Origin of the sequence: Flavobacterium sp. N502536 (assembly GCF_025947345.1) — a bacterium.
In the GTDB taxonomy this organism is placed as follows: Bacteria; Bacteroidota; Bacteroidia; order Flavobacteriales; family Flavobacteriaceae; genus Flavobacterium.
The window spans coordinates 399,507-424,373 of sequence record NZ_CP110011.1 but is presented as its reverse complement, the minus strand read 5'-3'; the positions used below and the strand labels follow the sequence as shown (position 1 = coordinate 424,373).

At 34.9% G+C, this 24,867-nt stretch carries 26 protein-coding genes; 5 read left to right on the top strand and 21 right to left on the bottom strand.

The window, feature by feature from the left end; all coding sequences use genetic code 11:
• Nucleotides 1–39 precede the first annotated feature (39 nt).
• The 4 genes from OLM61_RS01855 to OLM61_RS01840 all read left to right on the top strand — a co-directional run bounded on the left by OLM61_RS01855 (nt 40) and on the right by OLM61_RS01840 (nt 6,823).
• Nucleotides 40–2,088: a TonB-dependent receptor gene (locus tag OLM61_RS01855; protein WP_264524835.1), complete on the top strand. Its 2,049-nt coding sequence runs from the start codon at nt 40–42 to the stop codon at nt 2,086–2,088.
• Nucleotides 2,085–3,230, top strand: coding sequence for a YncE family protein (locus OLM61_RS01850; protein ID WP_264524834.1), 1,146 nt, complete (start codon nt 2,085–2,087; stop codon nt 3,228–3,230). Before OLM61_RS01855 ends, OLM61_RS01850 begins: the two co-directional genes overlap by 4 nt.
• Before the next feature lie 91 nt (nt 3,231–3,321).
• Nucleotides 3,322–4,533, top strand: coding sequence for a cell surface protein (locus OLM61_RS01845; protein WP_264524833.1), 1,212 nt, complete (start codon nt 3,322–3,324; stop codon nt 4,531–4,533).
• A gap of 22 nt (nt 4,534–4,555) precedes the next feature.
• The gene (locus OLM61_RS01840; RefSeq protein ID WP_264524832.1) at nt 4,556–6,823 is read left to right on the top strand and encodes a DUF5074 domain-containing protein; all 2,268 of its coding nucleotides are present in this window, start codon (nt 4,556–4,558) and stop codon (nt 6,821–6,823) included.
• Nucleotides 6,824–7,106: 283 nt separating this feature from the next.
• Here OLM61_RS01840 and OLM61_RS01835 read toward each other — a convergent pair whose 3' ends face one another.
• The 20 genes from OLM61_RS01835 to OLM61_RS01740 form a co-directional block, all read right to left on the bottom strand.
• Complete coding sequence (locus tag OLM61_RS01835) at nt 7,107–7,748, bottom strand: hypothetical protein (RefSeq protein WP_264524831.1); 642 nt, start codon at nt 7,746–7,748, stop codon at nt 7,107–7,109.
• A 10-nt stretch (nt 7,749–7,758) separates the two neighbouring features.
• On the bottom strand, nt 7,759–9,108 hold the full coding sequence (locus OLM61_RS01830; protein WP_264524830.1) for a hypothetical protein: 1,350 nt from the start codon (nt 9,106–9,108) through the stop codon (nt 7,759–7,761).
• A 39-nt stretch (nt 9,109–9,147) separates the two neighbouring features.
• Entirely contained in the window at nt 9,148–9,621 is a 474-nt protein-coding gene (locus OLM61_RS01825) for a phage holin family protein (protein ID WP_232424383.1), read from the bottom strand.
• Between the two features lie 15 nt (nt 9,622–9,636).
• Nucleotides 9,637–10,101, bottom strand: coding sequence for a hypothetical protein (locus OLM61_RS01820; RefSeq protein WP_264524829.1), 465 nt, complete (start codon nt 10,099–10,101; stop codon nt 9,637–9,639).
• Between the two features lie 72 nt (nt 10,102–10,173).
• Nucleotides 10,174–12,435 (bottom strand): fibronectin type III domain-containing protein, encoded by a 2,262-nt coding sequence (locus OLM61_RS01815; protein ID WP_264524828.1) that lies wholly within the window; start codon nt 12,433–12,435, stop codon nt 10,174–10,176.
• 52 nt (nt 12,436–12,487) lie between these two features.
• A complete protein-coding gene (locus OLM61_RS01810) occupies nt 12,488–13,135 on the bottom strand; it encodes a hypothetical protein (RefSeq protein WP_264524827.1) in 648 nt (215 codons plus the stop codon).
• A gap of 15 nt (nt 13,136–13,150) precedes the next feature.
• Entirely contained in the window at nt 13,151–14,197 is a 1,047-nt protein-coding gene (locus OLM61_RS01805) for a hypothetical protein (RefSeq protein WP_264524826.1), read from the bottom strand.
• Nucleotides 14,198–14,369: 172 nt separating this feature from the next.
• A complete protein-coding gene (locus tag OLM61_RS01800; RefSeq protein WP_264524825.1) occupies nt 14,370–14,672 on the bottom strand; it encodes a hypothetical protein in 303 nt (100 codons plus the stop codon).
• Nucleotides 14,659–14,946 (bottom strand): hypothetical protein, encoded by a 288-nt coding sequence (locus tag OLM61_RS01795; RefSeq protein ID WP_264524824.1) that lies wholly within the window; start codon nt 14,944–14,946, stop codon nt 14,659–14,661. The genes OLM61_RS01800 and OLM61_RS01795 overlap by 14 nt, the downstream gene beginning before the upstream one ends.
• Before the next feature lie 223 nt (nt 14,947–15,169).
• Complete coding sequence (locus tag OLM61_RS01790) at nt 15,170–15,502, bottom strand: hypothetical protein (protein ID WP_264524823.1); 333 nt, start codon at nt 15,500–15,502, stop codon at nt 15,170–15,172.
• A 4-nt stretch (nt 15,503–15,506) separates the two neighbouring features.
• Nucleotides 15,507–15,977, bottom strand: a complete 471-nt coding sequence (locus OLM61_RS01785; RefSeq protein WP_264524822.1) for a hypothetical protein — start codon at nt 15,975–15,977, stop codon at nt 15,507–15,509.
• Between the two features lie 5 nt (nt 15,978–15,982).
• Entirely contained in the window at nt 15,983–16,465 is a 483-nt protein-coding gene (locus OLM61_RS01780; RefSeq protein WP_264524821.1) for a M15 family metallopeptidase, read from the bottom strand.
• A 389-nt stretch (nt 16,466–16,854) separates the two neighbouring features.
• Nucleotides 16,855–17,166: a hypothetical protein gene (locus OLM61_RS01775; protein ID WP_264524820.1), complete on the bottom strand. Its 312-nt coding sequence runs from the start codon at nt 17,164–17,166 to the stop codon at nt 16,855–16,857.
• Between the two features lie 461 nt (nt 17,167–17,627).
• Nucleotides 17,628–18,359: a hypothetical protein gene (locus tag OLM61_RS01770; RefSeq protein ID WP_264524819.1), complete on the bottom strand. Its 732-nt coding sequence runs from the start codon at nt 18,357–18,359 to the stop codon at nt 17,628–17,630.
• A 3-nt stretch (nt 18,360–18,362) separates the two neighbouring features.
• Entirely contained in the window at nt 18,363–19,307 is a 945-nt protein-coding gene (locus tag OLM61_RS01765) for a hypothetical protein (RefSeq protein ID WP_264524818.1), read from the bottom strand.
• Between the two features lie 39 nt (nt 19,308–19,346).
• Complete coding sequence (locus OLM61_RS01760; RefSeq protein ID WP_264524817.1) at nt 19,347–19,691, bottom strand: hypothetical protein; 345 nt, start codon at nt 19,689–19,691, stop codon at nt 19,347–19,349.
• A 359-nt stretch (nt 19,692–20,050) separates the two neighbouring features.
• Complete coding sequence (locus OLM61_RS01755) at nt 20,051–20,476, bottom strand: hypothetical protein (RefSeq protein WP_035684757.1); 426 nt, start codon at nt 20,474–20,476, stop codon at nt 20,051–20,053.
• A gap of 137 nt (nt 20,477–20,613) precedes the next feature.
• A complete protein-coding gene (locus tag OLM61_RS01750; RefSeq protein ID WP_264524816.1) occupies nt 20,614–21,945 on the bottom strand; it encodes a DUF2586 domain-containing protein in 1,332 nt (443 codons plus the stop codon).
• Between the two features lie 287 nt (nt 21,946–22,232).
• Nucleotides 22,233–22,412, bottom strand: coding sequence for a hypothetical protein (locus tag OLM61_RS01745; protein WP_264524815.1), 180 nt, complete (start codon nt 22,410–22,412; stop codon nt 22,233–22,235).
• Nucleotides 22,413–22,505: 93 nt separating this feature from the next.
• The gene (locus OLM61_RS01740; RefSeq protein ID WP_264524814.1) at nt 22,506–23,081 is read right to left on the bottom strand and encodes a hypothetical protein; all 576 of its coding nucleotides are present in this window, start codon (nt 23,079–23,081) and stop codon (nt 22,506–22,508) included.
• A 283-nt stretch (nt 23,082–23,364) separates the two neighbouring features.
• Here OLM61_RS01740 and OLM61_RS01735 point away from each other — a divergent pair, with 283 nt between their 5' ends.
• Complete coding sequence (locus OLM61_RS01735) at nt 23,365–24,168, top strand: XRE family transcriptional regulator (RefSeq protein ID WP_264524813.1); 804 nt, start codon at nt 23,365–23,367, stop codon at nt 24,166–24,168.
• 68 nt (nt 24,169–24,236) lie between these two features.
• Here OLM61_RS01735 and OLM61_RS01730 read toward each other — a convergent pair whose 3' ends face one another.
• Nucleotides 24,237–24,863, bottom strand: coding sequence for a hypothetical protein (locus tag OLM61_RS01730; protein ID WP_264524812.1), 627 nt, complete (start codon nt 24,861–24,863; stop codon nt 24,237–24,239).
• Nucleotides 24,864–24,867 lie beyond the last annotated feature (4 nt).

Sequence of the window (24,867 nt, the reverse complement as noted above, 5' to 3'; positions counted from 1 at the left end):
TGATTATTACATCCCGGAGTTTATTTAATTAAATCAGTGATGTGTAATACCAGAAAAATATTTTTATTCCTTATTCTATTATTTGCTCCTATTGTACTTCATTCTCAAACTACTAAAGACAGTTTGCGGGTTTTGAAAGAAGTATTGCTAAAGGCAAAACCCTATCAGGAAGTAATTCCCGTACAAAGCCTCTCGGGAACACTGCTCGAAAATTTAGCCAGTCACAATGTTGCCGACGCACTTCGTTATTTTGCCGGAGTACAAATCAAGGACTACGGTGGTTTAGGTGGACTCAAAACGGTCGATGTCCGCAATATGGGAACCCATCATGTAGGTGTTTTTTACGATGGGATTCAATTGGGAAATGCGCAAAACGGAGTGACAGATCTGGGAAAATATTCGCTGGATGATATGGAATCGCTTACGATGTACAATGGTCAGAAAAGTGAAATATTCCAATCGGCCAAAGACTTTGCAGCGGCTTCTACGATTTACCTGCGAACCAAGCGTCCTGTTTTTGAGCATAATAAAAAGACCAACTTACTACTGCGCTATAAAACCATGTCGATCAACTACAATGATTTTTCGTTTAGATGGGAACAAAAACTAAGCGATAAAGTAAGTCTGAGTGCCAGTTCGGAATACATAAAATCTAATGGCGCATACAAATTCAGATACAAAAGAAACAATCTTGACGGAACTGTAGCTTATGATACCTCAGCCACCAGACACAATAGTGATATAGAAGCATTTCGTTTTGAGTCAGGTCTTTACGGAAAAATCAAAAATGGTTCCTGGGATGCGAAAGTCTACTATTACGATTCTGAAAGAGGAGCACCGGGCGCTATTGTAGAAAATAAATTTTCGGATGGTTTCCGACAATACGACAAGAATTTCTTCACGCAGGGTACTTTTATAAAAGATTTTAGCGAAAAATATAAATTTCAGGCCAAGGCAAAATACGCCTATGATTATACCCATTATATAGCCAGAGATACTACCAATGTGCTGGGAGAAGTGGTTACCGAAGGTGCCCAGTCTGACGACAGTTATTATCAGCAGGAATATTATTTCTCCGCAGTCAACCTCTATAAAATTTTACCCACCTGGGATGTTTCACTGTCGACGGATTTTCAATACAACCGTTTAAATGCCAACAGAAGAGGTATCAAAACGCTCTTTTCTTATCCGGAACGTTACACCGCATTGTTTGCGCTGGCAAGTTCGTACCGACTGGACGGCTTTAAGGTTTTGGGTAGTGTGGTAGGTACGCACGTGCAGGAAGAAGTACGCTACAATGCAAAAGCTCCCGACAAAACAGAGTTTACGCCGGCCTTATTTTTAGGTTACAGCCCTTTTAAAGCCTACGATTTTAATTTGAGAGCTTTCGCAAAACGCATGTTTCGAATGCCCACTTTTAATGATTTGTATTATACGATGGTTGGTTCCAGTACCTTAAGACCCGAATACATGAATCAGTACGATGTTGGATTTACCTACAACATACCGTTTGAAAGCGGTTTATTAGACCAGTTTTCTATTCAGGTCGATGGTTATTACACCAATACCAAAGATAAAATAATTGCAGCCCCAACCGGAAATTTATTCCGCTGGATGATGACCAATATTGGGGAAGTGAAAGGCAAAGGAATAGAATCGGTTGTTCATATGAAAATGCACATCAGCAAAGTAAATCTGAGCGCCCATTTGAGTTATACCTATTCAGAGAGTAGAGATTATACCAAGTTTGCCGGTTTGGAATTATCGTCTTATGGAGATCAGATTCCTTATACTCCTTGGCACAGTGGATCCGGAATTTTAAACGCGGATTATAAGTCATGGAATTTTAACTACAGTTTTATTTACGTTGGAAAACGATACAATGGAAATGTAAACAATATCAGGATTAATGAAGTACAACCCTGGTATACACACGATTTAGCCGTGCAGAAAAAGTTTTCATTTCAGGGCAATGAAGTAAAAGGGTCAATCGAGTTAAACAATGCCCTCAACCAGCAGTACGAAGTCATTTACAACTATCCGATGCCGGGCCGTACACTAAAATTTATAATCAGTATTGCGTTATGAAAAAGAGAACTACCCAATTCCTGCTTACTTTATTTGTAGCCCTTCTTTTGGTTTCCTGCAGGGAAGAAGAAACTGTTTTTCCTTCTTCAGATAAAAGCGTAGCCGCGCCCAGAGGGGATGGCAATATAGAAGGATTTTATCTTTTAAACGAAGGCAATATGGGAATGAACCGTGCCAGTATTGATGTATTCAATTACAGAACCGGAAATTATACCACCGATATTTACTCAGAACGCAACCCAACAGTCGTAAAAGAGCTGGGTGATGTAGGGAATGATATTAAAATTTACGGAAACAAAGTGTATGCGGTAATCAACTGTTCCAATAAAGTGGAGGTGATTGACAAATGGACGGCCAAAAGAATCAAAAAAATAGACATTCCGAATTGTCGGTATGTCACTTTTTACAAAAACAAAGCCTATGTAAGTTCGTATTCAGGCCCCGTGGCCATTGATCCGAATGCCGAAATTGGATTTGTAGCCGAAATCGATACGACATCCTTGGAAATAAAACGGAAAGTAACAGTGGGGTATCAGCCGGAGCAAATGGTAGTGCATAATGGAAAGTTATATGTGGCAAATTCAGGGGGGTACCGAGTACCTAATTACGACCGGACCGTATCGGTTATCGATCTTGAAACTTTTACCGAAATAAAAAAAATAGATGTAGGGATCAATCTTCATAGCATGCAGGTAGACAGCAGGGGAGATATCTATGTGAGTTCGCGAGGCGATTATTACAACACACCTTCCAATCTTTTTGTGATTGATACGAAAACAGACGAGAAGAAAATGCAGCTTAATATTCCGGTTTCGGCAACCTGTCTCGTCGATGATTTGCTTTATTTCTACAGTGTCTCATGGAGCTATCTTACCAATAGTAATAAAGTTTCTTACGGAATAATAGATACAAAGACCAAAAAAGTCATTAACGATAAAATTATTACGGATGGTACCGACAAGCAGATCATGATTCCTTATGGTTTACAGGTGAATCCCGAAACAAAAGAAATATATGTTACCGATGCCCAAAACTATGTGGTAACAGGTTATATCTACTGTTTTACTCCCGAAGGAAAATTAAAATGGAAAACAACAGCTGGAAACATTCCTGCTCATATTGCTTTTATAACTAAAAAGTGAGAGGTGAAATGTTAGAGGTGAAATGTTATACGCATCAGAAATTTAGTTTGCTGTACCTCAGCAATCCTACACGATTAAAAATTTAAAAAAAATGAAAAGTACCCCTTTTGCACTTTTAAAATGCACACTAGTGTTAACCCTCTTACTAGGATTTATCTCCTGTGGATCGGATCGGGAAGAGGATTCGGGAAATGAAAACCCGGGAGAAACACTAAAAGAATCCTATACGATCGACCGTTTTAAAGTACTGAACATTGATCTGAAAATGTCCGCTAATTCAAAATTAACCTGGAGCATTAAAGATTCTGTCATTTCAGAAAGCCTTCAACTGGATTTTATCAGTCCGTATTTAAAGAGTTATCCCTTAACCTTAAAAGTGGAGACCAATGGAGTTGTAAAAACCTATCAGTCTTCGATCAATGTAACAAAAGAGGCTGGAAATTATAACAAGTACATTTCTAATGTGTTTGATTTTCGTCCCGGAGTAGGTCAGTTTACTAACGAACTTCCGCTGTATGCACCGGGAAATACTGAAAGCAATCTGATTAATGCCGCTAAGAAATCACTTGTAGGTTCAAACGCGTCAATGATTTCTTTAGGAGGGTTTGGAGGTTATGTTGTATTTGGTTTCGATCACACAATTCCAAATATGAATGGCCGCGATTTCAAAGTTCTGGGAAATGCTTTTTGGGCTAACGATGCTGCTGAAGGACGTTCAGGATCTTGCGAACCCGGAATTATTCAGGTGGCTTACGATAAAAATAAAAACGGAAAGCCCGATGAAGACGAATGGTACGAAATAGCCGGAAGTGAATACTTTAAAAATACGACCCTTAAAAATTACAGTATCACCTATTTTAAACCGGATCCGAACAAACAGCCTGTTGCAGGTCAGGATTTTTGGCAAACAGATGTACAGTACATTAAATGGGAGGACAATCAGGGAGGTTCAGGATACAAAACCAAAAATGGATTTCACGAACAAAGTTATTATCCACTATGGATTGCGGAGGCTTCCTATACGCTCAAAGGAACCAAAATTAAAGACAATTATTACGATCAAAGTGGTACCGGGAGTTATTGGGTAGGCAAAGGCTTTGATTTTGGTTATGCTGATAATGCACCAAATGGCGACGAAGGCTCTAATATCGATATTTCGTGGGCTGTAGACAAAAGCGGAAAATATGTGAAACTTCCCGGAATCGACTTTGTTAAAATACATACCGCAATCAATCAGGAAGCAGGCTGGCTGGGAGAAGTTTCTACAGATGTAGCCGGGGCTTACGACTTATACCTTAAATAATAGAATTTAAATTAAATATAATATGAAGAAAAATTACTTGTTGTTGATGTTACTTTTTGCATTTTTTATGCGTGGACAGGTAATACCGGGAGACAGATTCTCTCGTGATAGTAAACAAAATGCAGCAGCAAAAAACGGGGCTGGTAAAAGTGTGGGGGCTGCGACAACTTTTGACGATATTCAGTATTGGGTAGGTACCGGTTCTAATAAAGCAGCATTTGTAGTGCAGTGGAATGATGGTAAAAATACCGATGCCTTAATTTGGGGATTCAGATGGGACGGTATTGCAACAGGTGAAGACATGTTGAAAGCCATATTAAAAACAGATCGTCGTTTTTTCGCACTATTGTATAAGGGAACGCAAACAGGGGCAACAGTAGGAGGACTGGGCTTTGATTTGGACGGAGTGAAAACAATCGGACTTTATAAAGGCATAGACTATACGTACCCTCTTTACCCTGCGAACGGCTTTGTGAATACAACGGCTTACGATTTTGATAACTACAAAGCGATAGATACGAATGACCACTGGCAGTCCGGATGGACGAATGGTGAATGGTCTTATTGGGGCAAAAATCCTGCCGATACTAATTTCGGTTCTCTAAGTATAGGAGCTTCCGCACGTGTTTTAGAAAATGGTTCCTGGGATGTTTGGAATTATGCACCGTCGAAGAATGTGCTTCCTATTGCTGGAACTTTTACTCCCGTTGCACCTTATGTAGAGGCGACAGATTTTACCAACGGTTATTTTATGGTAAACGAGGACTGGTTTGGGCACACTAATGGTTCCTTGAATTTTGTCAATAAGAACGGTAGCGTTAATTACCGAATTTATAGCACTGCAAACAACAATGAAACTTTTGGTGTTACGACTTGTTATGGAACAGTTTATGGCGATAAATTTTATTTTATCTCAAAACAGGCAGCAAGCGGAGGTGATCAAAATTTCAGCCCTGGCGGCCGATTGGTTGTTGCCAATGCACAAAACATGAAAAAAATTGCCGGATTCGCCAATATCGGAGGAGGAGACGGACGTTCTTTTGTAGGGGTGAACGAAAATACAGGGTATATTGGTACCTCAAAAGGAATTTTTCTTTTTGATATCGCCAACCTAAAGGTGGGAACGGTAATAACCGGTACAGCTAGTGTGGGGCAGATAGGTAACATGATTCGTACCTCTCAGTACGTATTTGCAGTTTCGCAAAATGGAGGAGTTTTGGTAATTGATCCTGCTACTAATACTTTGGTTAAGACAATTACAGGGAAATTCCATTCGGTAGCTCAGGCCAAAGATGGAAGCGTATGGGCAATTCAGGATCAGAAACTAATCAATATCAATTCGACAGCTTTTACGCTAACAGAATATGCAATTCCTACCACTAAATATTTAGGATCCTGGGGAGCCTGGAATGCAGGAAGTTTTACTTACAGTACCCAACAGAATGCTTTGTATTGGATGAATTCTGTTAATTCGTTTACTTCAGGAACAAAAATTGTCAAATTTGATGTTGCTTCAAAAAGCTTTAATGAGAATTTTGCAACCATTCCGGGACAAACGGATGCTTTTAAACAGATTCCTTATGGTGCGGCCTTACGTATCGATCCGGTTTCAGATGAATTGATTGTCAATACTACAGAAAACGGATTTGGACCGCATTTTCAGAAAAACTGGGTTCATACTTTTGATGCTGCAGGAAACTTAATCCAGACAAAAGTTTTAGACGACTACTATTGGTTTCCCGGAACAACAGTTTTTCCGGATAATACAGCACCTGTAGTGAGTACTACTTTGCCTTCGGAAGTTTCAATCAAAGAGCCAACTGTAATCGATTTAAAAAACATTGTTTCAGATGCCGATAATTTGTCGGCGGCGATTGTGAAATCTGTAAAGTCAGTTAGTGATACAGAGATCGTTTCGGCTGTAATAAATGTGAATGACGAATTGGTTCTTACTCCAAAAGCTTTGGGGAATGCAACCGTTGTGATTCGTTTTAATTCAAATGGTAAACTCGTTGAAAAATCAATTACAGTCAATACAACAAGTAATTTAGGAACAGGTGAATTTACAAAGTTAGAGCTGGCAATTTATCCAAATCCGGTTTCTGAGGTGTTGAACATTAGAACCGAAGACGAGGTGCTGAACGTAACAGTTTATGATATTTCAGGGAAATCAATTAACGCCCAAATCAATAATAACCAGATTAACGTTAGTGATTTTGCTAATGGAATGTACATCATCAATATAGTGACCGATAAAGCGAATTATGTGCAGAAGTTTATTAAGAAGTAAGGTGTGAAATGTGAAATGTAATATGTAAAATATATAGCCCCTCTTACGGTTTTGTAAGAGGGGTTTTTAATTTATAATTGTTGTTTCGATAGTGGTAAAATAATTAATACTTTTGTAAAAGTATCTCAATAATTGTTTTCTTAATACTTGCATGAAAGTATATTAGGATTAGAAATTAATTGTTGCGGGGTAAAAGTGAGGGTAACTTTTAGCAGCATCAATAATCCAATAGGAAAACTATCACTGCAACAAATAATGATATAAATGTTAATAATGTTGCGATTTATTGTAAAATCGATATTATTAGTTCTTTGGCCGTCATAGACTCCATTCCAAAAACTTCATTATTAAAAAACGTTGGAATATCCAGATTGGTTTCCGCTTCAAGTGCCAGAAGAAGATTTTCTTTAAAACCTGTTTGTAAATAAGTTTGATAGAGAGGGCCATATTTAGAATGTAATATGCTATGCAAATCTGGATTTTGTGAGTTTATCCATTCGTCAACTGCATAACGTTCTTCTTTTAAAATTTTTCTTTGCTTTTGACTGGAAAAACCTTTAATTGTTTCTGAGCCATCGCCAGTAAAAATTGGTTGCAAAGCAAAATAATATGGTTGTAAATTTTTGGTATGAGCAATATTTCCAGCCCAATCTAAATAATGAATGTCTTTTCGAATACCTACAAAAACATTTGAATAGGTTAGTTTATTGTAAAAATGATCTTTATAGATTTTTGTATACTGAATACGCACAGCTTCACGATTGGTCTGATCATAGTATGATTTTGAAATCTTACAACCTTTCATATTGTATACAGGTTCTTTTGCGTATAAGAAAGGCAAACAGTCAAATGAGATGTCGGTAACTAAGTTCGCGTTAGTTTGATACTTATTGAGATAATGTTGTATTACTATTTCTGTATTCATTTTTTCTTTGTTATGTTGCTAATTCAATATATTTAATATCTGTAAAATCATAAAACTTTGGTTTTAGTACCAATTTTAGATTAGAGGTGGGAAAATTTAAAAATGTATGTAATAATGTTGTATTAAAGTAACAAAACATGACACCGTTTTTAAATTTTATACTCATCGTATTTAATGGCTCGATGGTAGGGAAAGTCCCTCCTACGTTGTATTTGTTTAGTAAACCTGTAGTCACTAACAGAACATTATTAGCGTCAGGACCGCTTACTAGTGAATGATAGAATTGACCTCCAAAAAATATTTCATTACTAGTAAAATTCAATAAACGAAATGTAAAGTCTCCATAATCATCATTACCATAATAACTTCCTAGTGGTGTTTTTTTTGGAGACATTCTAATTTCAAAATTTTTTGAGATGTCAAATTCTTTTATCCATTCAGCATTACCTTCTGAACCGTAATTAAGTAATTTTACTGAACTTTCTTCGGATACATCTATTAAAGTTTTATTAATCCAGTCGTGTTCTGTTGGTTTATGGACAATACCTAAGATAATTAATAATGAATTGGTTTTAGTTGTTGACAATCCATTATTTAGAATACAGGAGAAATTACCTTCAATACTACCTGTTGTTACGTTTACTAATATTTCCTGACTGCTAATAAATATTGCGGAGTGAATTGCTGCAACACCTCCCAATACAATAGCTGTTGGATTATTAATTCTGTCGCACATTTGTGGTATGAAAAAATCACCAAGAATCCTAATATTCCCAGTTGTGTTTGGTAAGTAACTATCCGGTATTAACTCATTAATCCATGGTGCTGGAGCCACGGCGATTGAATACATCTTTAAGTTTCCAGTTGAATCAGTTCCTAGAACTTTATTCATTGAAATTTGACCATCATTTCGGGTATTTGGATAACCTTCAAGTTTTAAATTTGAAGCGTTTAGGTTTGGAATGGAATCAAATAAATCTTGTGCCGTGCCTTTGTAGGTGCCTTTGTCTAATTTTGCAGCAAAACCTTCATTCACTTTGCTTATGTCGTAGTAATTCTCAAGCAAATTTTGCTCTATAGCATCGATATCATTTTTTAAATGTTGCGCTGTTCCGTTGTAATCGCCCTTATCTAATTTTTTTTCAAATGCTGTAAGATGGGCATTATGGTCTATGATATGAGCGTCAAACTGAGATTGATCCGTTTTTGTGTCTAAAGTTGTGGTCAAATTAGAAATAGAGGCTTGTGGAATCTGTTCGTCTTTATGCCAAAAGCTTGACCAAGATGCCCAAAATTGTTCTTGTGTGGGCTTTGATCTGGTTTTGAACCAACTCAGAATAGTATTTATATTTGTTGCCATTATTGTTTGTTTTATTTTTTTGTTTAAAAGTGTATCGGATTATTCTTCAACATGATATCTGGGGTCAATGGTGATTAGGATTCTTTTGAAGAGCTGTATCAAACGATTTCTGATAGACTTTAAGATCAATGTCATGGCATCGAAATTCTCTACTTCTTTCTTTGTTTTTATAGCAATAATATTGCTGATGATTGAAATACCATCGCTTACGATCAGTAAATCCATTACAATGGTAACAAACCATTTGAAGTTGTAATTAAGCCCTTTGCTCATTAAGGCCAGAGCTGTTGGGATCAAGAGTACAGCCAGCTTGGAAACAAATCCTAAGGCCAGTTTTTTAAAGCTAAAAGAATTATTTAATACGATGGTTTTGACAATGCCTAAAAAAGTATCCAATACCATTAAATAAAACAGCACTTTCACAATTTCTGCATCCATTTCCAGGTAAATAAAAATTCCGTAAAGCAATAATTTTAATTCATTTGAATATTCTGTAATTCTATGCATCATCATAGGTTTAGGGTTGAATTAATCTTCTACTATAGATTTTTTGGCATGATCAAAATCAATTACGCTAAGCAGGTTGGTAAATCTCTTTCCGAAAACGGATAAGGTATTGTCTCTTTCGTTTTCGCCTAAATTGTCGCTGATTGTTTCCTGAACAACGCCAAATTTATGGACGGAAGTGCTCGTAATAAAATTATCATTCAATAAGGCTCCGGCAACCATATTTCCACTGATATCAATACTTAAGCTGAGTTTTCTTAAATAATTTAGAAAGCCTTTCCATTTGATGGCGGCATAGATAAAAGAAATGGGGTAAACGCCAAAAGAGCAGATTAAGGCAAATGTAAAGAGGATCCATTCGGTGTAATGTTTTTTCGAAATAAAAAGGATTGGTATTATAAGGATGGCTACTTGTGCGATGATCAGGATGGTTATAGTGAGCCACAGCAATGCCAAAGCGGTAAAAATAAATTTTACAATTTTCATAGAGTTAGTTTAGGTTAGAAAAGGGAGACAAGGACTCTTTTGGGGGATTTTCCCCCAAAAGAGTAATAGAATTTATAATCCTGGATTTCGCTTCGTATTGTGAGCAACGATCCCTGAAATAACATAATTGTCTACATTTTCGACATCCAGAAGAGCTACTTCGAGAGGTTCTTCTTTGAATACGATCGATTCAATAGGTTTGGTTTTTCCGAGTTTGTCAATCAATAACATTGTTTGCTGTACATTTTTAGCACGTGTCCATTTTAGATTTTCACCATCTTCAGTTACCAACAGTGGATGTTCTCCTGTAACTTTAATTGTGGTATCTGGGGTTTTAATTTCATAGAAATTGGGTTGAATACTTGTTTTTTTGTCGGTTACGGTTACCTCTGCCTTGACAGCTTCAGTTAGTTTTCCGTTCCATGTCATATAATTGCCCTCAGACTCGTCAATCTCATTTGGGAAGGAGAATCCTTGTAGTTTATCACCAATGACAATATTTTTTAGCTTTTTGGATTGCCCGGATGCCACAGTTACAAGAGATTCTATATCGAAACATAGATTTGGGTCTGTATCTGTAGTCATCTCGAATTCTTTACTTAAGTCAGAAAAATTCCCTACTCCGTTTAGAGATTTTACTTTGTAAAAATATGTGGTACTATATTCGGTTTTAGCATCAGCATATCCGGGAGTATAAGATGTACCTATTTTTTCAAAAATTCCGTTGTGGCCACTTCTCCAGATCTCATAGCCAATAATATTTTCATTTGCTGGAGAGGAATTCCATTGAAGGAATATATCTTTTGAAGTTTCAAGCATACCATTGGTTATTTCTGGCCTTGTCAATCTTGTAGTTTCTTCTACAAAATTACTGTTTGCAGAAGAGTTTCCCGCTTGATCATTTGCTACAACATGGAACTTATATTTTGTGCCTGGAAGTAATCCATTGACATCATGGTTTAGGACTTTGCCTGCGTTTAATGCAAAAACATTATTTATAAATATTTGATAGTTAGTAACACCTACAGTATCATTTGACTCTCCCCAGCTTAAAGTTACACTTGTGCTACTAATGTTTGTTGCTTGTAGCGTCATAGGAGCCGTAGGAGGTGTTTGATCACTTGGCTCTCCAGTATATTTTATAAAATATACTACTCGGTAAGGTTGCATGTTTTTATTTATTCCAGATTCACCAACCGTCGATATAGTTCCATTTAAGAGAGAACCGCTACCTGTATCCCATCTGGCTGTTTTACTATTGATTTCACCACCGGGCTTTCCGTCGTTTATGTTTCCTGAACTTGTAATTGTGTGATTATGGGAAACAACTACTGCATTTTTGCTACCTCCTTCATCTCCGATATTACTTAGAAGGGAATCTAACTTATCTAATCCAACCGGTACTCTTCCTCTTAACGGTACATACTCTTCCCAACCCTCCGGAAATGGCCCCGATTTCCCCCAAATAGCGATCATTCCAATAGGGATAGCCGATGTTTGTTTCTTTTCTAATTCTATCACACGATTAACTAGATCTGTGACGCGGTTAAGCAAAGGATTGATTAGCGAATTTCCTTTAATAACCTGATTTGAACTGTCCAGTACTAATATAGAACCATCAGAGTTTGCTGAATTTGTATTGTTTAAATAAAGCTTTCCGTCTACAGTTAAATTTCCTGTCATAGACTTTGAACCGTTACGAGGAAGATAGTCTTCTTTTATTTTCTCAATTGAGTAAGTGTTATCACCTATTAATTTAGCGTGATCGCCTATATCCTTAGTATTATCACTTATTAAATTGGTATGCTCACCTATTGTCTTGGTATTGGCTTTAAAGCTATTATCCAGTCCGGTGAGAATTGCTTCAAGGGTTTCAAGATCCATAACCTTTCTGAAATTTTTCAGTTCGTAATAATAAACCGTTGAGGATTCAGTATTATTGGTACCACTTTTATCCGCAGTATCGTATTCGGTTTGGCTGATGTATTGTGCTTCATAATCAAAATAAGCCGTTTGTGATGTTCCATCGCCATAGACCAAATTGGTACCGCTTCGCGTAGTTTTTAGGTAACCTGTATCATTCCCTGGGCTAATTGGGTATAAGATTCCGCGGTTTTCTACCTTGTCTTGAGAATCTTTTTCACCCTGATGTACAATTGCCAGACCTTTTGTGCCATTTTTAGGGGAGGCTAAAATATAATTAAAAGCGATATCGAGGCTAAGATGCGCCTTTAAGGCTTCGTATAATTCAGATTTGTCGGCTTTTTGAAGTCTTTCTAAAGTTTCCTGTTCGAGAGGAAAACCTCCTGAATGATTAAAATTTACTTTTTTCATTTTTATTAATTTAAAGGACTGTTTTTTTGTAGTATGGTTTTGAAGGTTCTGCTTAATAGGAATAGCTTTCATAGCTCTTTCCTGCTAATTTGTAAAAGTTAAGCAGATTGTGATACTTGCTATCCGTCACATTGATCGCTTCTGTGTTTGATACATTTCCGCCTTTCTTTGGCTGGCTAAGAATAGTCTGATTCTTGATTAGATTTTCAGGGATAAAGACTCTGAAATTGGCATAGTTTATTTTGGTATAATCTTTACGGTGAGCGAGATAAACCGGTTTGTTGTCTTTGTTCTTGTATTCGTCATGTCTAAAAACTTCTAGCAGTGGAATCCTTAAGGCCCCTTTTACTATGGTGCGATCTGGTAAAAGCCTGTCTGGTTCGAAATACTCTTTATGCAGGTATACATATTGTATCGTAGGTTTTACCGATTCATCAATATAAATTAATTGGTCTAATCGTTTTTGCTCTGTACTTGCATTAGGATTGTAACTTTTGGTCGGATTAAAGGTTTCGTTTAATACTTTTTCCAGATAAATGACCTGGCCGGTATGCTGCATTTTATACAGTGTTTCTTCATATATAATGCGAAGTGGAGCGAGTAAAACATTGAGCCAGCTAAAATGTGTTTTTTTTCTGAGGATAGGAGGGATGAGCCATAATAATAACTTTTCCCATTTTAGAATTGTGTATTTATTCATTGTACATGTATTAGACTATTGGTTATCGCGATAAAAAGTATAAGGGATATAATTGATCTCAACTTCAAGTGTATCCAAATCAAAATAACCTGCTTTTGGAATGAAATATTCGATGTTGGTAGCATCAGTAGGCAAAGGATTCTGAGCATCACTAGGATTTTTTGCCACCGAAGTCTGAATCTTAGTCAGGACCGGAATTTTGACACCTTCCGCTTTTTGAATCGCATCAACCAGATAGGTTTTGACAAAAGCACCATTGAACTCGATGTTTTTGAGATGTTCTTTAACAGTTTCTAGTACAGGGAATTTCTCTGCATCGAATAGCAATGAGCCGTTTTTTGGATTTAAAGGATCCTCTATGTGGGCTAATTCGTAATCTGCCAGCTTTTTTTGTTCCTCTTCTTTTAACTCCCTGCTTAAACTTTTTAACTGATAATATTCAATGTCTTTTGGATCGATATAAATAGTCAAAGGATCGATGTAAACATTTAAATTCAGCTTTAGAATATCGCCCTGATCGGATGTTATAAAAATTTGATTTCCAGCATCTTTTATTTTGGCAATATATTCTTTAAAGGCATAAAGCTCATTTGGGACATCAATTCTAGAAATTTTATCCTCTTTTACCGTAGCTACTTTTATAAAAACTACGCCTACTTTATTATGAAAATAATCTGAGAATATTTCTTCTGGTTTTTTATTCGGATCAAGTACCGTTTCTAAGTCAACTTCGCTTACGGCGCAATGTTTTATGATTTTAGAATTTTCAATCTCAGCGTCGGTAAGTCCTGCGGTATCAAATCGGTAGGCACCTTCTTTCCAGATCTGCGACATTCCATAATGAAAATTTAAAGCCTGTTCGCGATACCAGTTTAGTGTATGAGGCCTTGAGATCAGGGCATTTTTTTCAACTATTTTTTCATGTACCCAAATAGCCGTAGCCATTATATTGATCCAGAGTCTCCAAATAGCCGCTTTTGAATCGGTTAGGTTATTTAGGGAGGGCTGTTTCCCTTTTTCGATCAGAATTTCATTCTGTATTTCAGCAATTGTACGTGCCATATTTTGATTTTTTACAATAGTTTAGCCTGTAAGACATGTGTAATATGCTTATAGATAATAGTTTATGTTTTGGTGTAAATACTACAAAGAAGTAGTTTTCTTTTTAGAGAGAGTTCTAAAAAACAGCGTTTAATTACCTCTTTTTTAGATAATTGTAAAAGCAGAAGAGCTATTAATAAACGAAAAAATCTTCGTCAATAATCATATAATCAATACCGGAGAAATTGTCCAGTAAATACTGTTCTTCATCTGTAATAGAAGTTGCAGGCTTTAATTTTCGGGAATTGTAATATTCTACAATGTCCTTTTTAAAGGCCTCTCTGCCTATTTTTAAATCTTCATATACCGAAAGATCTTCGGTAATGTTAAACTGATCATTGTCTTCTAAAAGATCAAATACTTTCTCTATACTTCCGTATTCCTGTAAAGAGAGATCAAAAATGTTTTGGTTTTCCTGTGGTTTAATAGTTTCCATCGATTCTAATGTTTTGTAAATCGTTAACATCTAATGTTTTTACGTAAAAGTTGTCATACGATAATTGTTTGTCTATTTCGTTTTCCAGTCTTAGCCTGGAGGTTGCATCCGGGCTGTTGATGTATTTTTTAATTCCTACTCCCAGAATAGGAAACTCTTTATAACTTCCTTTCTGACTTAACAATAGATGCTCTATGTTTTGCTGATCGGCATCTTTAATGAAGAAATCTCCATTTACAATTAACAAGTCATCTTCTATGATAAAATCTTTCATTTGTCGTTATTATTTATTGTTTTATTAATTAAGTCCTCTTTTGAATCTGCGCGCCATACTCAAAAGAGGGTGTTTTATTTGATACTGTAAAAATACGCCGGTATTTGCCTTTTACCAAGATTTTAGGGCCTGAGAATCAGTAGTTTCAGTAAGTTGAGGGGAAGTGTAATTGTGTTGATTTTCAGTTGTTTGTGTCTTGGTTTTGGCGGAGAAAAGAAGTTTTTTAGACAGCCGGTATAATGAGGTCAGTAATCACTTTAAAAACCAATTTTATGATATTGTTTTTAATCATATTTAGTTTTATTTTTGATATTCCGGCCGTTTGAAGCGTTTCGAAGGCCGATAAGTTTAACTGACTTTTTAGCAGCCATTCTAATTCTTCTTTGGTTAAATCTCCGGAAGTAAAAAGTAAGATCCAGCGTTCCAGTTTTTCTTTAGAGGTTTCTAAAAAGAGGTTCAAATTTTTCTCCAGGTCAAATTTGTTGTCTTTATAACTTTCTGTGATTATAACTTTTAATTTGCTTTTTAGCTCTTCTAATAATGGAGTGTTATTCATTGTTTTAGGTGTTGCTGTTGATTAAATAGATAAGAGCATCTTTTGACTCTTTGTCTTTTTTGGCTTCGTATTGAATCAGTAAATCGAGAGCTTGCAAAACTTGTTTTTCAGATTCTTGTATAAAAGCTGGAGATAAAACTCCTTTCGTTTCCCATCGTTTGAAAAAACCGGCCAAAAGATTCTTTTCTTTATCGTTTAGCATTTTCCACATCGAAAAAGTGATTTCGTTATGGAGTTTATTTTTTTCATATTCAGTCAATTTTTCAGTGTCAAGCAATAAAGCGTTTATTTCGACTTTATGAACCGTATATGGGGTAGTGGCTTTCTCCATTAGTTTAATAGTTTCGACTTTTACTGCAATGGTTTTTTGATAGGAATAAAGGTCGAATGGAGCTGTTTTTGTAGAAGTACAGGAGGTCATGGTAAAAGCCAGAACAAGTAGGAGAGCTGTATATTTTAATTTGAAAGGTTTCATCTGCTTTATTTGTATAAGATTACATAGTTTTTTCGGTCGCGTTTTAATTTACTAAGCACCTTCCAATCGCTGTATCCTTTTTTATCAAAATGCGGAAGATCTTTGAAGGTTTTCCAGTCGCCGCCCCAGTTCCAGTTGTATTTGACGAAAATTTTTACACATTCCTGCCAATCCGAAATTTGGTCATTGTCCCAGTCTTTTGCCGTGTCCCAGGAAGCCGTTTTGCCATCTATAATGAGACAGATATCAACCGCAAAGCCATAATTGTGAATTGATTGTCCGCCTTTGGCATTGGTTACTTTTTTCCCGGGTTTAGTTCGGCCAAAAGCATAAAGGTCTTCTTGCTCCTGAAAAGACCTGAGTCCTTGAGTAATGCGCACTTTAGCCCTTCCGGTTAAGGCAAGATCACATTCTTTGATAATTTTAGTAACCTCTTCCCGAACCGAAGGATGAAGCAAATCAATGTGTTTTTTTGTGGTTTGATCCATATTTGTAAGTGTTAATGATTTTAGTTTTAAGCATAAAAAGCCTCTTCTGATTGTTAGATAACAATCATGGTATTCAATATTCGATAAGGGGAATTGTGTTTTTTAATTTATTTAAGACTGAAAGAATACCTTAAATAAATCCTGAAAATATTCCTTTTTTGTAAGGTAAATTAGGTTGAGTAACAGCTTTTAAGAACACTGTAAAAATACGCCGAAACAGTGTGTTTTGAAAATATTATGGTTTTGTAAATCAGTAGTTTCAGTAGGGATTTGTGTGGTTTTTATAGTTTCATATTGCAGATGAAAATGAAAATAAATGATAAAAAAACACCCGTTTTTCTATTCTGGAAAAAGGGGTGTTTGATGGATTGAAAGTTGAATCTAAAATATTAACAAGAACCGTCAACCTCAATATATCCAGCTTTTTTCATTATATAAAGCAGTTCTAATGTTTCGGCATCAAAATAAGCAAAGCAGTATATTCCTTCGAATAAGGAAATAATTTCCCCGTTTTTATCGTATTCTATATCACTTTCTGTTTTAAAAGAGACAATGTAAACTTCTTTTTTTGTCTTCCCATCTCTTAATTCGGTAATCTCTTTATCTCTGCATCGCAAACCGATATCTTTATCATATGAAATTACGTTTGTTTTCTCTATCCAACTTTTTAAGTTTTCGATTACTTGCTCTTTTATGGTCATAGATTATTTTATTGTTTTAGGTAAAATCTATAAATTATACATTGGTCAAGATTGAGCTACCTTCAGAAGACAAATAAGCTTTCTTTAGAATTTAGTTTAAGAATTTATCAAAATACAGAAACATTTTTCCTAAAAATATTAGGTTAATAATAAGTAAAAAAAGAAAAAAATGAGATAAATTTTACTTTTTAAAAACCTATGAGAAGGATAAGCATTCAAAAAGAATAGCAGTAAAAGCATATAATATTTTTAAGGCCCTATAATATCAGTGTCAATTATAATGTCATTTTCATCGTGGACAATATAGGGATCAATAAAATTGCTAAAATTGAAAACAATGACTCTGATAAAAATAGTATTTGACTTGTTGTTTTTATGTATTTATTGATAGATTTGAGTACTATTAAAATGTGTTTTCATTGCTTTTTTTCTTGATTTATATTTAATAGAAGAAAATCTATTTATGAACTGTAGTTTTGATTTGATACGAGAATTTCCCCATTGTTGTACCTTAAAGAATAAATTATTCTATTAATCTTTTGTTTTTTATAAAAATACTTTATGGTTAATATACCATCATTGAAAGTTATCACTTCTTCAATTAAATATCCATTATCATTTAAAGCATATCTGAAATGATTAATAACAGAATTTTGAGGGATAAATCTTGTTATTGTTGATGGATCAAATCTTATTTTTAAGTTTATTTTTTTTGATTGGAAAATAGTTAGCTTTTCTTTCTTTATTTTTTGAAAACTCTCAATGTTAGCTAGCAAATTTTGGATATCACTTACTTCATTTGAAAGCATTAAAGGATTGTCAATTTTTATATTCTTATTAGTTAAAAAATCATTGTATTGTTCAATATTTGAGTAATAATTGGAAAACCAATCATCTCTAGAATCCTTATCTAATCCAATGAATGCGTAATCAAATTTATTATTTTTATGCTTTAAATTAATTGTTCGATCTAATTTTCCATTTCTGAGATACTCTTCGATTTTAACTAGTTTTTCCGAGTCATTAAAATAATAACTACATTTTTTACTATTATCTATAGTTAAACTAATTTTAGAATGATTTTTTGCGGTAGACTTATTGTCTAATGATATAGATTCATCTTTTTGTATAGTCTTATTACAGCTTACTATCGTTATTAGTATAATAAGAACTAGATTTTTTTGAATTTTCATAAATTACTTTTTAAAATTGTCTAAGAATCCAGGTTGGGCTGGGCGATTTGGAATATTCCACGGATACGCTTTAATTATATCTTTACCTTTTAAAGTCTTCCAAAAAATGGTTTTATTATATACGGCAGTAGATTTAAGATTAATTCTACCTTCTTTGTAATATTTATTAAATTTTTCATTAGAATATGGTGTAAAACTAATTTGAGGAGCATCAAAATTCTTGCCAACATTTGCTGCCCAAATTTTGTAATGTTCATCTGAAATTGTCCAGCCAAGTGTGTTTTTATGTAACTCAAATGTTCCTGTTGAAAAGCGATAATCATTAGAATTAAACATTGCTTGTTCCTGGCCATCCCATGCATCAGCCCCATAGCTGTAATCAAAACCATTTGTTAAAACATTTATTTCTGCAGCTATTGCATATTGCATTTTTGTCCCATCTCTTTTTTCTTTTGAGGTAGATCTAAATTTTTTAGCTAGCTCACTATTTTCACCATAAGCAATACTATTTCGCTCAAAAACTGAAGCAATGGCAAACATTTCTTTTCTTAAATCTTCTGTCATGTTTGATTTATAAGCAGAACTTTCTCCATAGACAGTTGATGCTTTTAATATGAATTTGCTATGCTTATCTTTTAATTGTTGAAGATTTTTAAATCCACCCTTACCATCTTTTTCTCCTATGAAAGTTAAGTCTTTACTTTCGGAAATACGCGAATTATTTCCTAAATATTCGCCGTCTATTGAATAAACGGGATTGCCTTCTTTTGAATCTTTAATCCATGCGTTGGATGACTTATAATCATTATTGATAAATGTTTCCATGTTATCAGTATTCTTATCATCCTCTTTTTGCTGACTCCAAATGCCAAGCATAATTTGCCTAAAACGTGCCATTTCAGAAACGCTGGTATCTTTTAGTTCTATAGTATGGTTTTTAGTAATCATTATTTTTTAGTATTTTATGGTATGGCAAAGGGACAGGTGTTACAAAATCTCGACTTTCACAGGCTTCGGCTGGATATGATCGGAGAAGGCTGTGGTAATGTTCAGACGTAAGTCGTCTTCCTGTTCAATTTTAGCATCGCCGCCCAGATAACAGTTTTTGAACAATACTTCGAGCGCTTTAAATTCGTCCATTTTGGAGGCTTGTAGTACGGCAGAACGAATGCTGATATCCGGTTTTTTGAAATAGGCAAACAAAGTGGTTCCGTCGTCATCTGCAATGGTGAGTTTCACTACTTTTTTATGTTTGTATTTCCATTGATTCAATTGTGCCTGTGTAATATTTCCGTCAAGAATGTCGATGCTTTTTGTTTTTTCTATTTCCATTTTTGAGACTTTTTATTTGTTTTTATGATAGGGTGCTTGGTGTCAGATTTAGGGAAGGCGGTTAGAGGAACCGACCGATTTGTTTTCTATGATTTATAGAAACTGAATTATTTAAGGGTATAAAAAAAAGAGGCTGCCTGAGTTATTGTTTTGGGGTTGAATAAGCTCAAGGCAGCCTCCTGAAGAAGAATCCCTGTTTAAAACGGACTAATAAAGAGCGTGTAGAATAAGTTTGCTGGCAAAAATCATGTTCTTTTGAACTCCTTTTTTGCATAACGCAGTTGATATTGGGTTTCTCTTTTTAGTCGGTTTTAGAGACAGGGAAAGGGCATTATAATTTTAGGAATTGATCAGGAGGATTAATTCCATTCAACATGAGAACAGATTAAGTCAAAAGAAACCGCAATTTTTGTGTCTCCCTGGCTAATTCCTCTGCTGTTTGAGTTAAACTCGCAGTTTCTTACGGTATGTGTGATTACTTCGTTGCTGTCGTCCAGGTAACTTACAATGATGCTGAACGGGTTAATATCCTGCAATCTTTGTCCTTTTGGTAAAGCGGCCAAAATGGCTTCTACTTCGTAGTTGTATAAAGTAATGGAAGCTTTTGCCTCATATTTTCCTCTACCTCTGTGTACAGGCATATCTCCGGCTCCGTAATGGTTTTCTTTAGATACTGAGTCACTATAGTTTACAGCAGTAATACCGGTAACGATGTTACCTGCAATGCTTACTTCAATTGATGACCAGCTGTGTTGTTGTCCGTTAATTAATGGTAATTTGTTCATATGTATCTTGATTTGTTTTTTTATAATTCTGATAACGCTTAAGGACTATATTCTTATTCCGTTCTTGTTTGGGACAATTGAAATGGCGGTATCGTTTGTGAAATTGTATGTTCTTGAATGCTAAGAAATAAAGTAAATTATGCTTTGTCGATTCCGAAAGGATTTTTGAAACCTAAATCAACTTTAATTTTACGGGCAGTTCCAACTGGCGTAATTTCAGCTTTCACTTTCAATTCTGAAGTCGCCAGAATGTTTTGTTTTGGGTCAACATAAACGTCAAAAGCTGAAACTTCCTGATTGGCAATCATGTCTTCTAATGCGCTTCTGCATAATCCTTCAAAGCTTTTTGAAACAGATTGAGGTAGTTTTCCGTCAATATCAACTAAAACCGGAGAAGCTAATTTTGGCAATAAAGCGGTACGCAATAAACGGGTTGCTTTGTTGATGGTACGGTTGTTTTCTACATAAGCAAAGTCAGAGGTACCTGTAGAACAAGTGTGGCTGTCGTTGAAATAAACACCAGATAAACCCGTATGTGTTTTTACGAAAATGTATCTTTTTTCGTTTAAAGTGCTTAAAGTTCCTAATGTTTTAATTTCTTTTCCGCCTACAAAACCTGCTTTGGCAAAACCTTCGCCAGTAAGATTGAATTTTTCAATCCAGGCGATGTTTTCAGATACTTTCGCTCTGGATACTGCTCCTAATGCTAGTCCGACAGCAGCTGTGTTTTTGTATACATCTTTGAAAGTGAATTCCAGATTGACCCCGTTTGCCTGTTTCAAACCTTTGTCATCACTTACGTTATAAAGATTGGAAGAATTTTTTACTTCAACTAAACGTTCTTTAGCAGTTAAAGTATAAAGTTTGTCATTTTCTGTTGTGGCACCTTTTTGAAATAATTTTTGCTCAAAAGCTTTCTCAACATCCATAGCCACTACAACAGATACATTTTCTGCGTTTAATTCAGCCAAATTGGAAGCGGTTTCAGAATCAAACCCTTTTCCTTCTAAAATGATTTCAAATGGCATGAAATCTTTGTAAGCAAGAGCTGCTTGTGTTTGTGCTTTTTTTGCAGCAGCCTCTGTTTGTGCAAATGTGGTGGCTCCGGAAAAAATAATTGCCATTTGACGAATATTTCCGTTTGCTTGTTCCTGCATAACCATCGCTTTTTCAACGATATGTTGATAAGCATCTCCTCCAGTGATCATAATATACAAATCTCCCGATGGATTCATCCTGAAAAATTGTTGAATTTGATAGTAAGCCGATTGTCCGTTTACATCATAATCAGCTGTAATTCCTAAAGCCTCTGCATCTTCTAATGAAGCCAGACGTGCTATTTTGTCTAATGCTAATTTTGCAGTTGCAGCTCCGTCAAAAAGCAATCCTGAAACCATGTCCTGTTCCGGAGTTCTTCTTCCTAATCCGCCTGATAATTTGGTAATCACTACATCGTTTAATGTACTCATAATATAGAATGTTTAAATGTTTAAAATTTGTTTTTTGCTTAATAAAAGACAAAAGAGGAGCTGTAACAAGTGGTTAAACTTGTTAGTGTTAGTTGTTTATTTTTGTTGAAAGGGTATTCGTAATCCGGAATCCAAAGACTAGAATAAGTGCTTTTGGACGGTCAATAGTATTTGGTTTTTGCCCTGGATTGTCGGGTAAGTTTGTGGTCTGCGGGCAAGTGCAAATTTAAGGCTCAAAGGTCGTTTTTCCAAGTTTTTTGATTGTCAAAGCCAGTAGTTTCAGTAGGTTAGGCTCTGGCTTCTAAAGACAATCCTTCATTTATAATCGTGTAAATAGTGCGTTCTGTTAAGAACAAAGTATCGGAAAGTTCCGAAACCACAACTTTCATTTGTTTAGCCTGATTTCTATTTAGATAGTTAATAACGTATTCTCTTCTTTTGTCTAATAGGGTTCTGCTTCTTTTCATTTGTGGGAGTTTAGTGGTAAGGGTTCGTTTTTGGTAATATGCTTCTTAGTTATCGGTTTGTTATTGAGTGTTTTTGATTGCCGCAGTTTTTATTTACGGTGTGGTATTTAAATCTATTTCTCCTTTCACCTGATTTGGATTTATGGAGATAATGTCTGAAGTTAAATCGTATCCTAAATCTTCCAGATCTTCGTTGCTTAATCCATTATTAAAAAGGATGTATTTCTTTTTTAATGTATTTTCAATCAGGGTTGTTTTATAAGTGATCTCCCAAATGAAATAGTCGTTTTTGTTCCAGTAGGTATGTTCATTTGTACATTGCTTTTCTTTTATTTTAAATGTTGAATTGCTGTCAATATGGCTGTTGCTATTGTTGTTCGACAATACTGCTTTGTCAATACGCTGTGCAATATCAAATGCATTTGCATAACTTGTTGAAGAAATAGTGTCAACGGGCAATACAATATACAGGCAAAAAGAAACGTCGGCTTTGTAATTCTTTTCAGAAGATGTCTCCCAGTTTATATTGTCATATTTAAACATTACTACTGGTGTTTCAATAGAAGTTTTAAAAATAGCATCACTGTAAAGTTGTACTGTTGGCGCATCAGCTGTAAAGGCTGACTGAATTGCGTTTTTTTTCTCGTTATAAAAGTCTTTTAAAATCATATGATGGATTATTTTTTGACAAATATACAACATATGTTTTAAATTATACAACATATTACAATAAAAAATGCAATAGTTTCAGTAATATGATTGGTGTTTTTCTGCGTGATATTCGAGTAATACAATAAGAAACAACCTTCAAATGTCTTTAAAATCAGCAGTTATGTAAAAAATACTTAAAAGAATGCAATTATTTGTTATATATTATTTAGTTTTGCAACATATAGTGGAATGTGTGGAGTGTTTTAAACATATTACATAAAATAACAAATACAACTACATCATGGAGATACATGCTAAAATAAAACGTATTATAGACGAAATGAAGTTAAACAATAACTCATTCGCGAAGTTAATAGGAGTAACCAGCACTACAATAGACAGTATCACGATTGGAAGATTGCAGTCTGACGGGGAGAGAAAAAGAACCAAACCAGGTTTTGATTTGCTTCAAAGCATTATTACCCATTGCAATGTAAATCCGGAGTATTTCTTTGGAGAAAGCGAAGAGATTTTTGTTACCAAAACAAATAGTGATGTTGTTGGATTAAATTTACCAAAGATCATAACCGTAAATGAAGACGGAGAGGAGAACATTAATTTTGTTGGCGTTAAGGCCCGTGCGGGATATTTAGACGGCTATTCGGATCCGGAATATATGGAAACGCTGCCTTCGTTCAGTATGCCAATGTTAAAAAACGGGACCTACAGGTGTTTTGAAATTAAAGGAAATTCAATGTCAACCACCATACATGACGGAGATTATCTTTTTGGGAAATATGTTGACAATTTTGATGATATTTTAGACGGAAGAATTTATGTTATTATCAGTAAAAATGACGGAGTTGTAGTGAAAAGGGTTTTAAACCGAATTAGAGAAAGCGGAAAATTAATCCTTAAATCAGATAACAGAGACGGAAATTACCCGATGTATTCTATTTATGCCGAAGATATTCTGGAAGTTTGGTACGCCAGTATGTATGCCTCCAAACAAATGCCGGACCCTATTAATATTTATGAAAAACTTCATACTCTTGAAAGTAAATTCTTTGAACTGGAAGAGACTTTGAGAAAGAAGCAAAACTAAAGAATCAAAAAAACTGCAACATAAATGCTGCAGTTTTTTTGATTTCATGTTTATTTTGGATAAACAATTTACTTAGATGCTTCGTATTTTGTTTTGATACCTAAATCATTGAAGTAATTTTCTAAATCGTTGTACATATAATCACTCAAATCTAAATTCTCTATTTTTCCAAATGTTTCTTTTGTTTTACATTCAAAACACAGTTCTAAATACTCAAACACTTTGCCATTCTCGTCAAAAAATAAAATAGCATTTCTTGGCAAATAACAACCTCTGATAATCTGTGAGCAACTAGTATTTAATCTGGAGCAGGTATTATAGAGTATGTTCGATAATTTATCTATTTGCGAAAGGTTTAAGGTTTTAATTTGGGTTACATTTTCAAGAGAAAGTGAATCTAGGTTTTCTCTTGGGAGCTCAATACCAATATTATATTCCAGAGTTGATACAGTTTTTCCAGTTTCTTTAGAGACCTTAGTCATACCATCAGAGTTTAAATTGTATGATATGATTTTTATTTGAGAAGTTTTATTAAAAGGGTATGAATTAATTCGTTTTGAAAGATTAAAGTTTGATTGAGTTACTTTTTGATTCTTATTGTTTTCAGGCTCGGTTGTCTTTGGAGCCTTATGTTGTGCATTTGTAATAGTTGTAGTCAATAAGCTAAGACACAAAATGATTCTTATAATCTTCATAAAT

What these genes read in the sequence shown, in the direction of transcription:
- OLM61_RS01855 (WP_264524835.1), top strand. Translation starts at nt 40, where the DNA reads ATGTGTAATACCAGAAAAATATTTTTATTCCTTATTCTATTATTTGCT.
- OLM61_RS01850 (WP_264524834.1), top strand. Translation starts at nt 2,085, where the DNA reads ATGAAAAAGAGAACTACCCAATTCCTGCTTACTTTATTTGTAGCCCTT.
- OLM61_RS01845 (WP_264524833.1), top strand. Translation starts at nt 3,322, where the DNA reads ATGAAAAGTACCCCTTTTGCACTTTTAAAATGCACACTAGTGTTAACC.
- OLM61_RS01840 (WP_264524832.1), top strand. Translation starts at nt 4,556, where the DNA reads ATGAAGAAAAATTACTTGTTGTTGATGTTACTTTTTGCATTTTTTATG.
- OLM61_RS01835 (WP_264524831.1), bottom strand. Translation starts at nt 7,748, where the DNA reads ATGAATACAGAAATAGTAATACAACATTATCTCAATAAGTATCAAACT.
- OLM61_RS01830 (WP_264524830.1), bottom strand. Translation starts at nt 9,108, where the DNA reads ATGGCAACAAATATAAATACTATTCTGAGTTGGTTCAAAACCAGATCA.
- OLM61_RS01825 (WP_232424383.1), bottom strand. Translation starts at nt 9,621, where the DNA reads ATGATGATGCATAGAATTACAGAATATTCAAATGAATTAAAATTATTG.
- OLM61_RS01820 (WP_264524829.1), bottom strand. Translation starts at nt 10,101, where the DNA reads ATGAAAATTGTAAAATTTATTTTTACCGCTTTGGCATTGCTGTGGCTC.
- OLM61_RS01815 (WP_264524828.1), bottom strand. Translation starts at nt 12,435, where the DNA reads ATGAAAAAAGTAAATTTTAATCATTCAGGAGGTTTTCCTCTCGAACAG.
- OLM61_RS01810 (WP_264524827.1), bottom strand. Translation starts at nt 13,135, where the DNA reads ATGAATAAATACACAATTCTAAAATGGGAAAAGTTATTATTATGGCTC.
- OLM61_RS01805 (WP_264524826.1), bottom strand. Translation starts at nt 14,197, where the DNA reads ATGGCACGTACAATTGCTGAAATACAGAATGAAATTCTGATCGAAAAA.
- OLM61_RS01800 (WP_264524825.1), bottom strand. Translation starts at nt 14,672, where the DNA reads ATGGAAACTATTAAACCACAGGAAAACCAAAACATTTTTGATCTCTCT.
- OLM61_RS01795 (WP_264524824.1), bottom strand. Translation starts at nt 14,946, where the DNA reads ATGAAAGATTTTATCATAGAAGATGACTTGTTAATTGTAAATGGAGAT.
- OLM61_RS01790 (WP_264524823.1), bottom strand. Translation starts at nt 15,502, where the DNA reads ATGAATAACACTCCATTATTAGAAGAGCTAAAAAGCAAATTAAAAGTT.
- OLM61_RS01785 (WP_264524822.1), bottom strand. Translation starts at nt 15,977, where the DNA reads ATGAAACCTTTCAAATTAAAATATACAGCTCTCCTACTTGTTCTGGCT.
- OLM61_RS01780 (WP_264524821.1), bottom strand. Translation starts at nt 16,465, where the DNA reads ATGGATCAAACCACAAAAAAACACATTGATTTGCTTCATCCTTCGGTT.
- OLM61_RS01775 (WP_264524820.1), bottom strand. Translation starts at nt 17,166, where the DNA reads ATGACCATAAAAGAGCAAGTAATCGAAAACTTAAAAAGTTGGATAGAG.
- OLM61_RS01770 (WP_264524819.1), bottom strand. Translation starts at nt 18,359, where the DNA reads ATGAAAATTCAAAAAAATCTAGTTCTTATTATACTAATAACGATAGTA.
- OLM61_RS01765 (WP_264524818.1), bottom strand. Translation starts at nt 19,307, where the DNA reads ATGATTACTAAAAACCATACTATAGAACTAAAAGATACCAGCGTTTCT.
- OLM61_RS01760 (WP_264524817.1), bottom strand. Translation starts at nt 19,691, where the DNA reads ATGGAAATAGAAAAAACAAAAAGCATCGACATTCTTGACGGAAATATT.
- OLM61_RS01755 (WP_035684757.1), bottom strand. Translation starts at nt 20,476, where the DNA reads ATGAACAAATTACCATTAATTAACGGACAACAACACAGCTGGTCATCA.
- OLM61_RS01750 (WP_264524816.1), bottom strand. Translation starts at nt 21,945, where the DNA reads ATGAGTACATTAAACGATGTAGTGATTACCAAATTATCAGGCGGATTA.
- OLM61_RS01745 (WP_264524815.1), bottom strand. Translation starts at nt 22,412, where the DNA reads ATGAAAAGAAGCAGAACCCTATTAGACAAAAGAAGAGAATACGTTATT.
- OLM61_RS01740 (WP_264524814.1), bottom strand. Translation starts at nt 23,081, where the DNA reads ATGATTTTAAAAGACTTTTATAACGAGAAAAAAAACGCAATTCAGTCA.
- OLM61_RS01735 (WP_264524813.1), top strand. Translation starts at nt 23,365, where the DNA reads ATGGAGATACATGCTAAAATAAAACGTATTATAGACGAAATGAAGTTA.
- OLM61_RS01730 (WP_264524812.1), bottom strand. Translation starts at nt 24,863, where the DNA reads ATGAAGATTATAAGAATCATTTTGTGTCTTAGCTTATTGACTACAACT.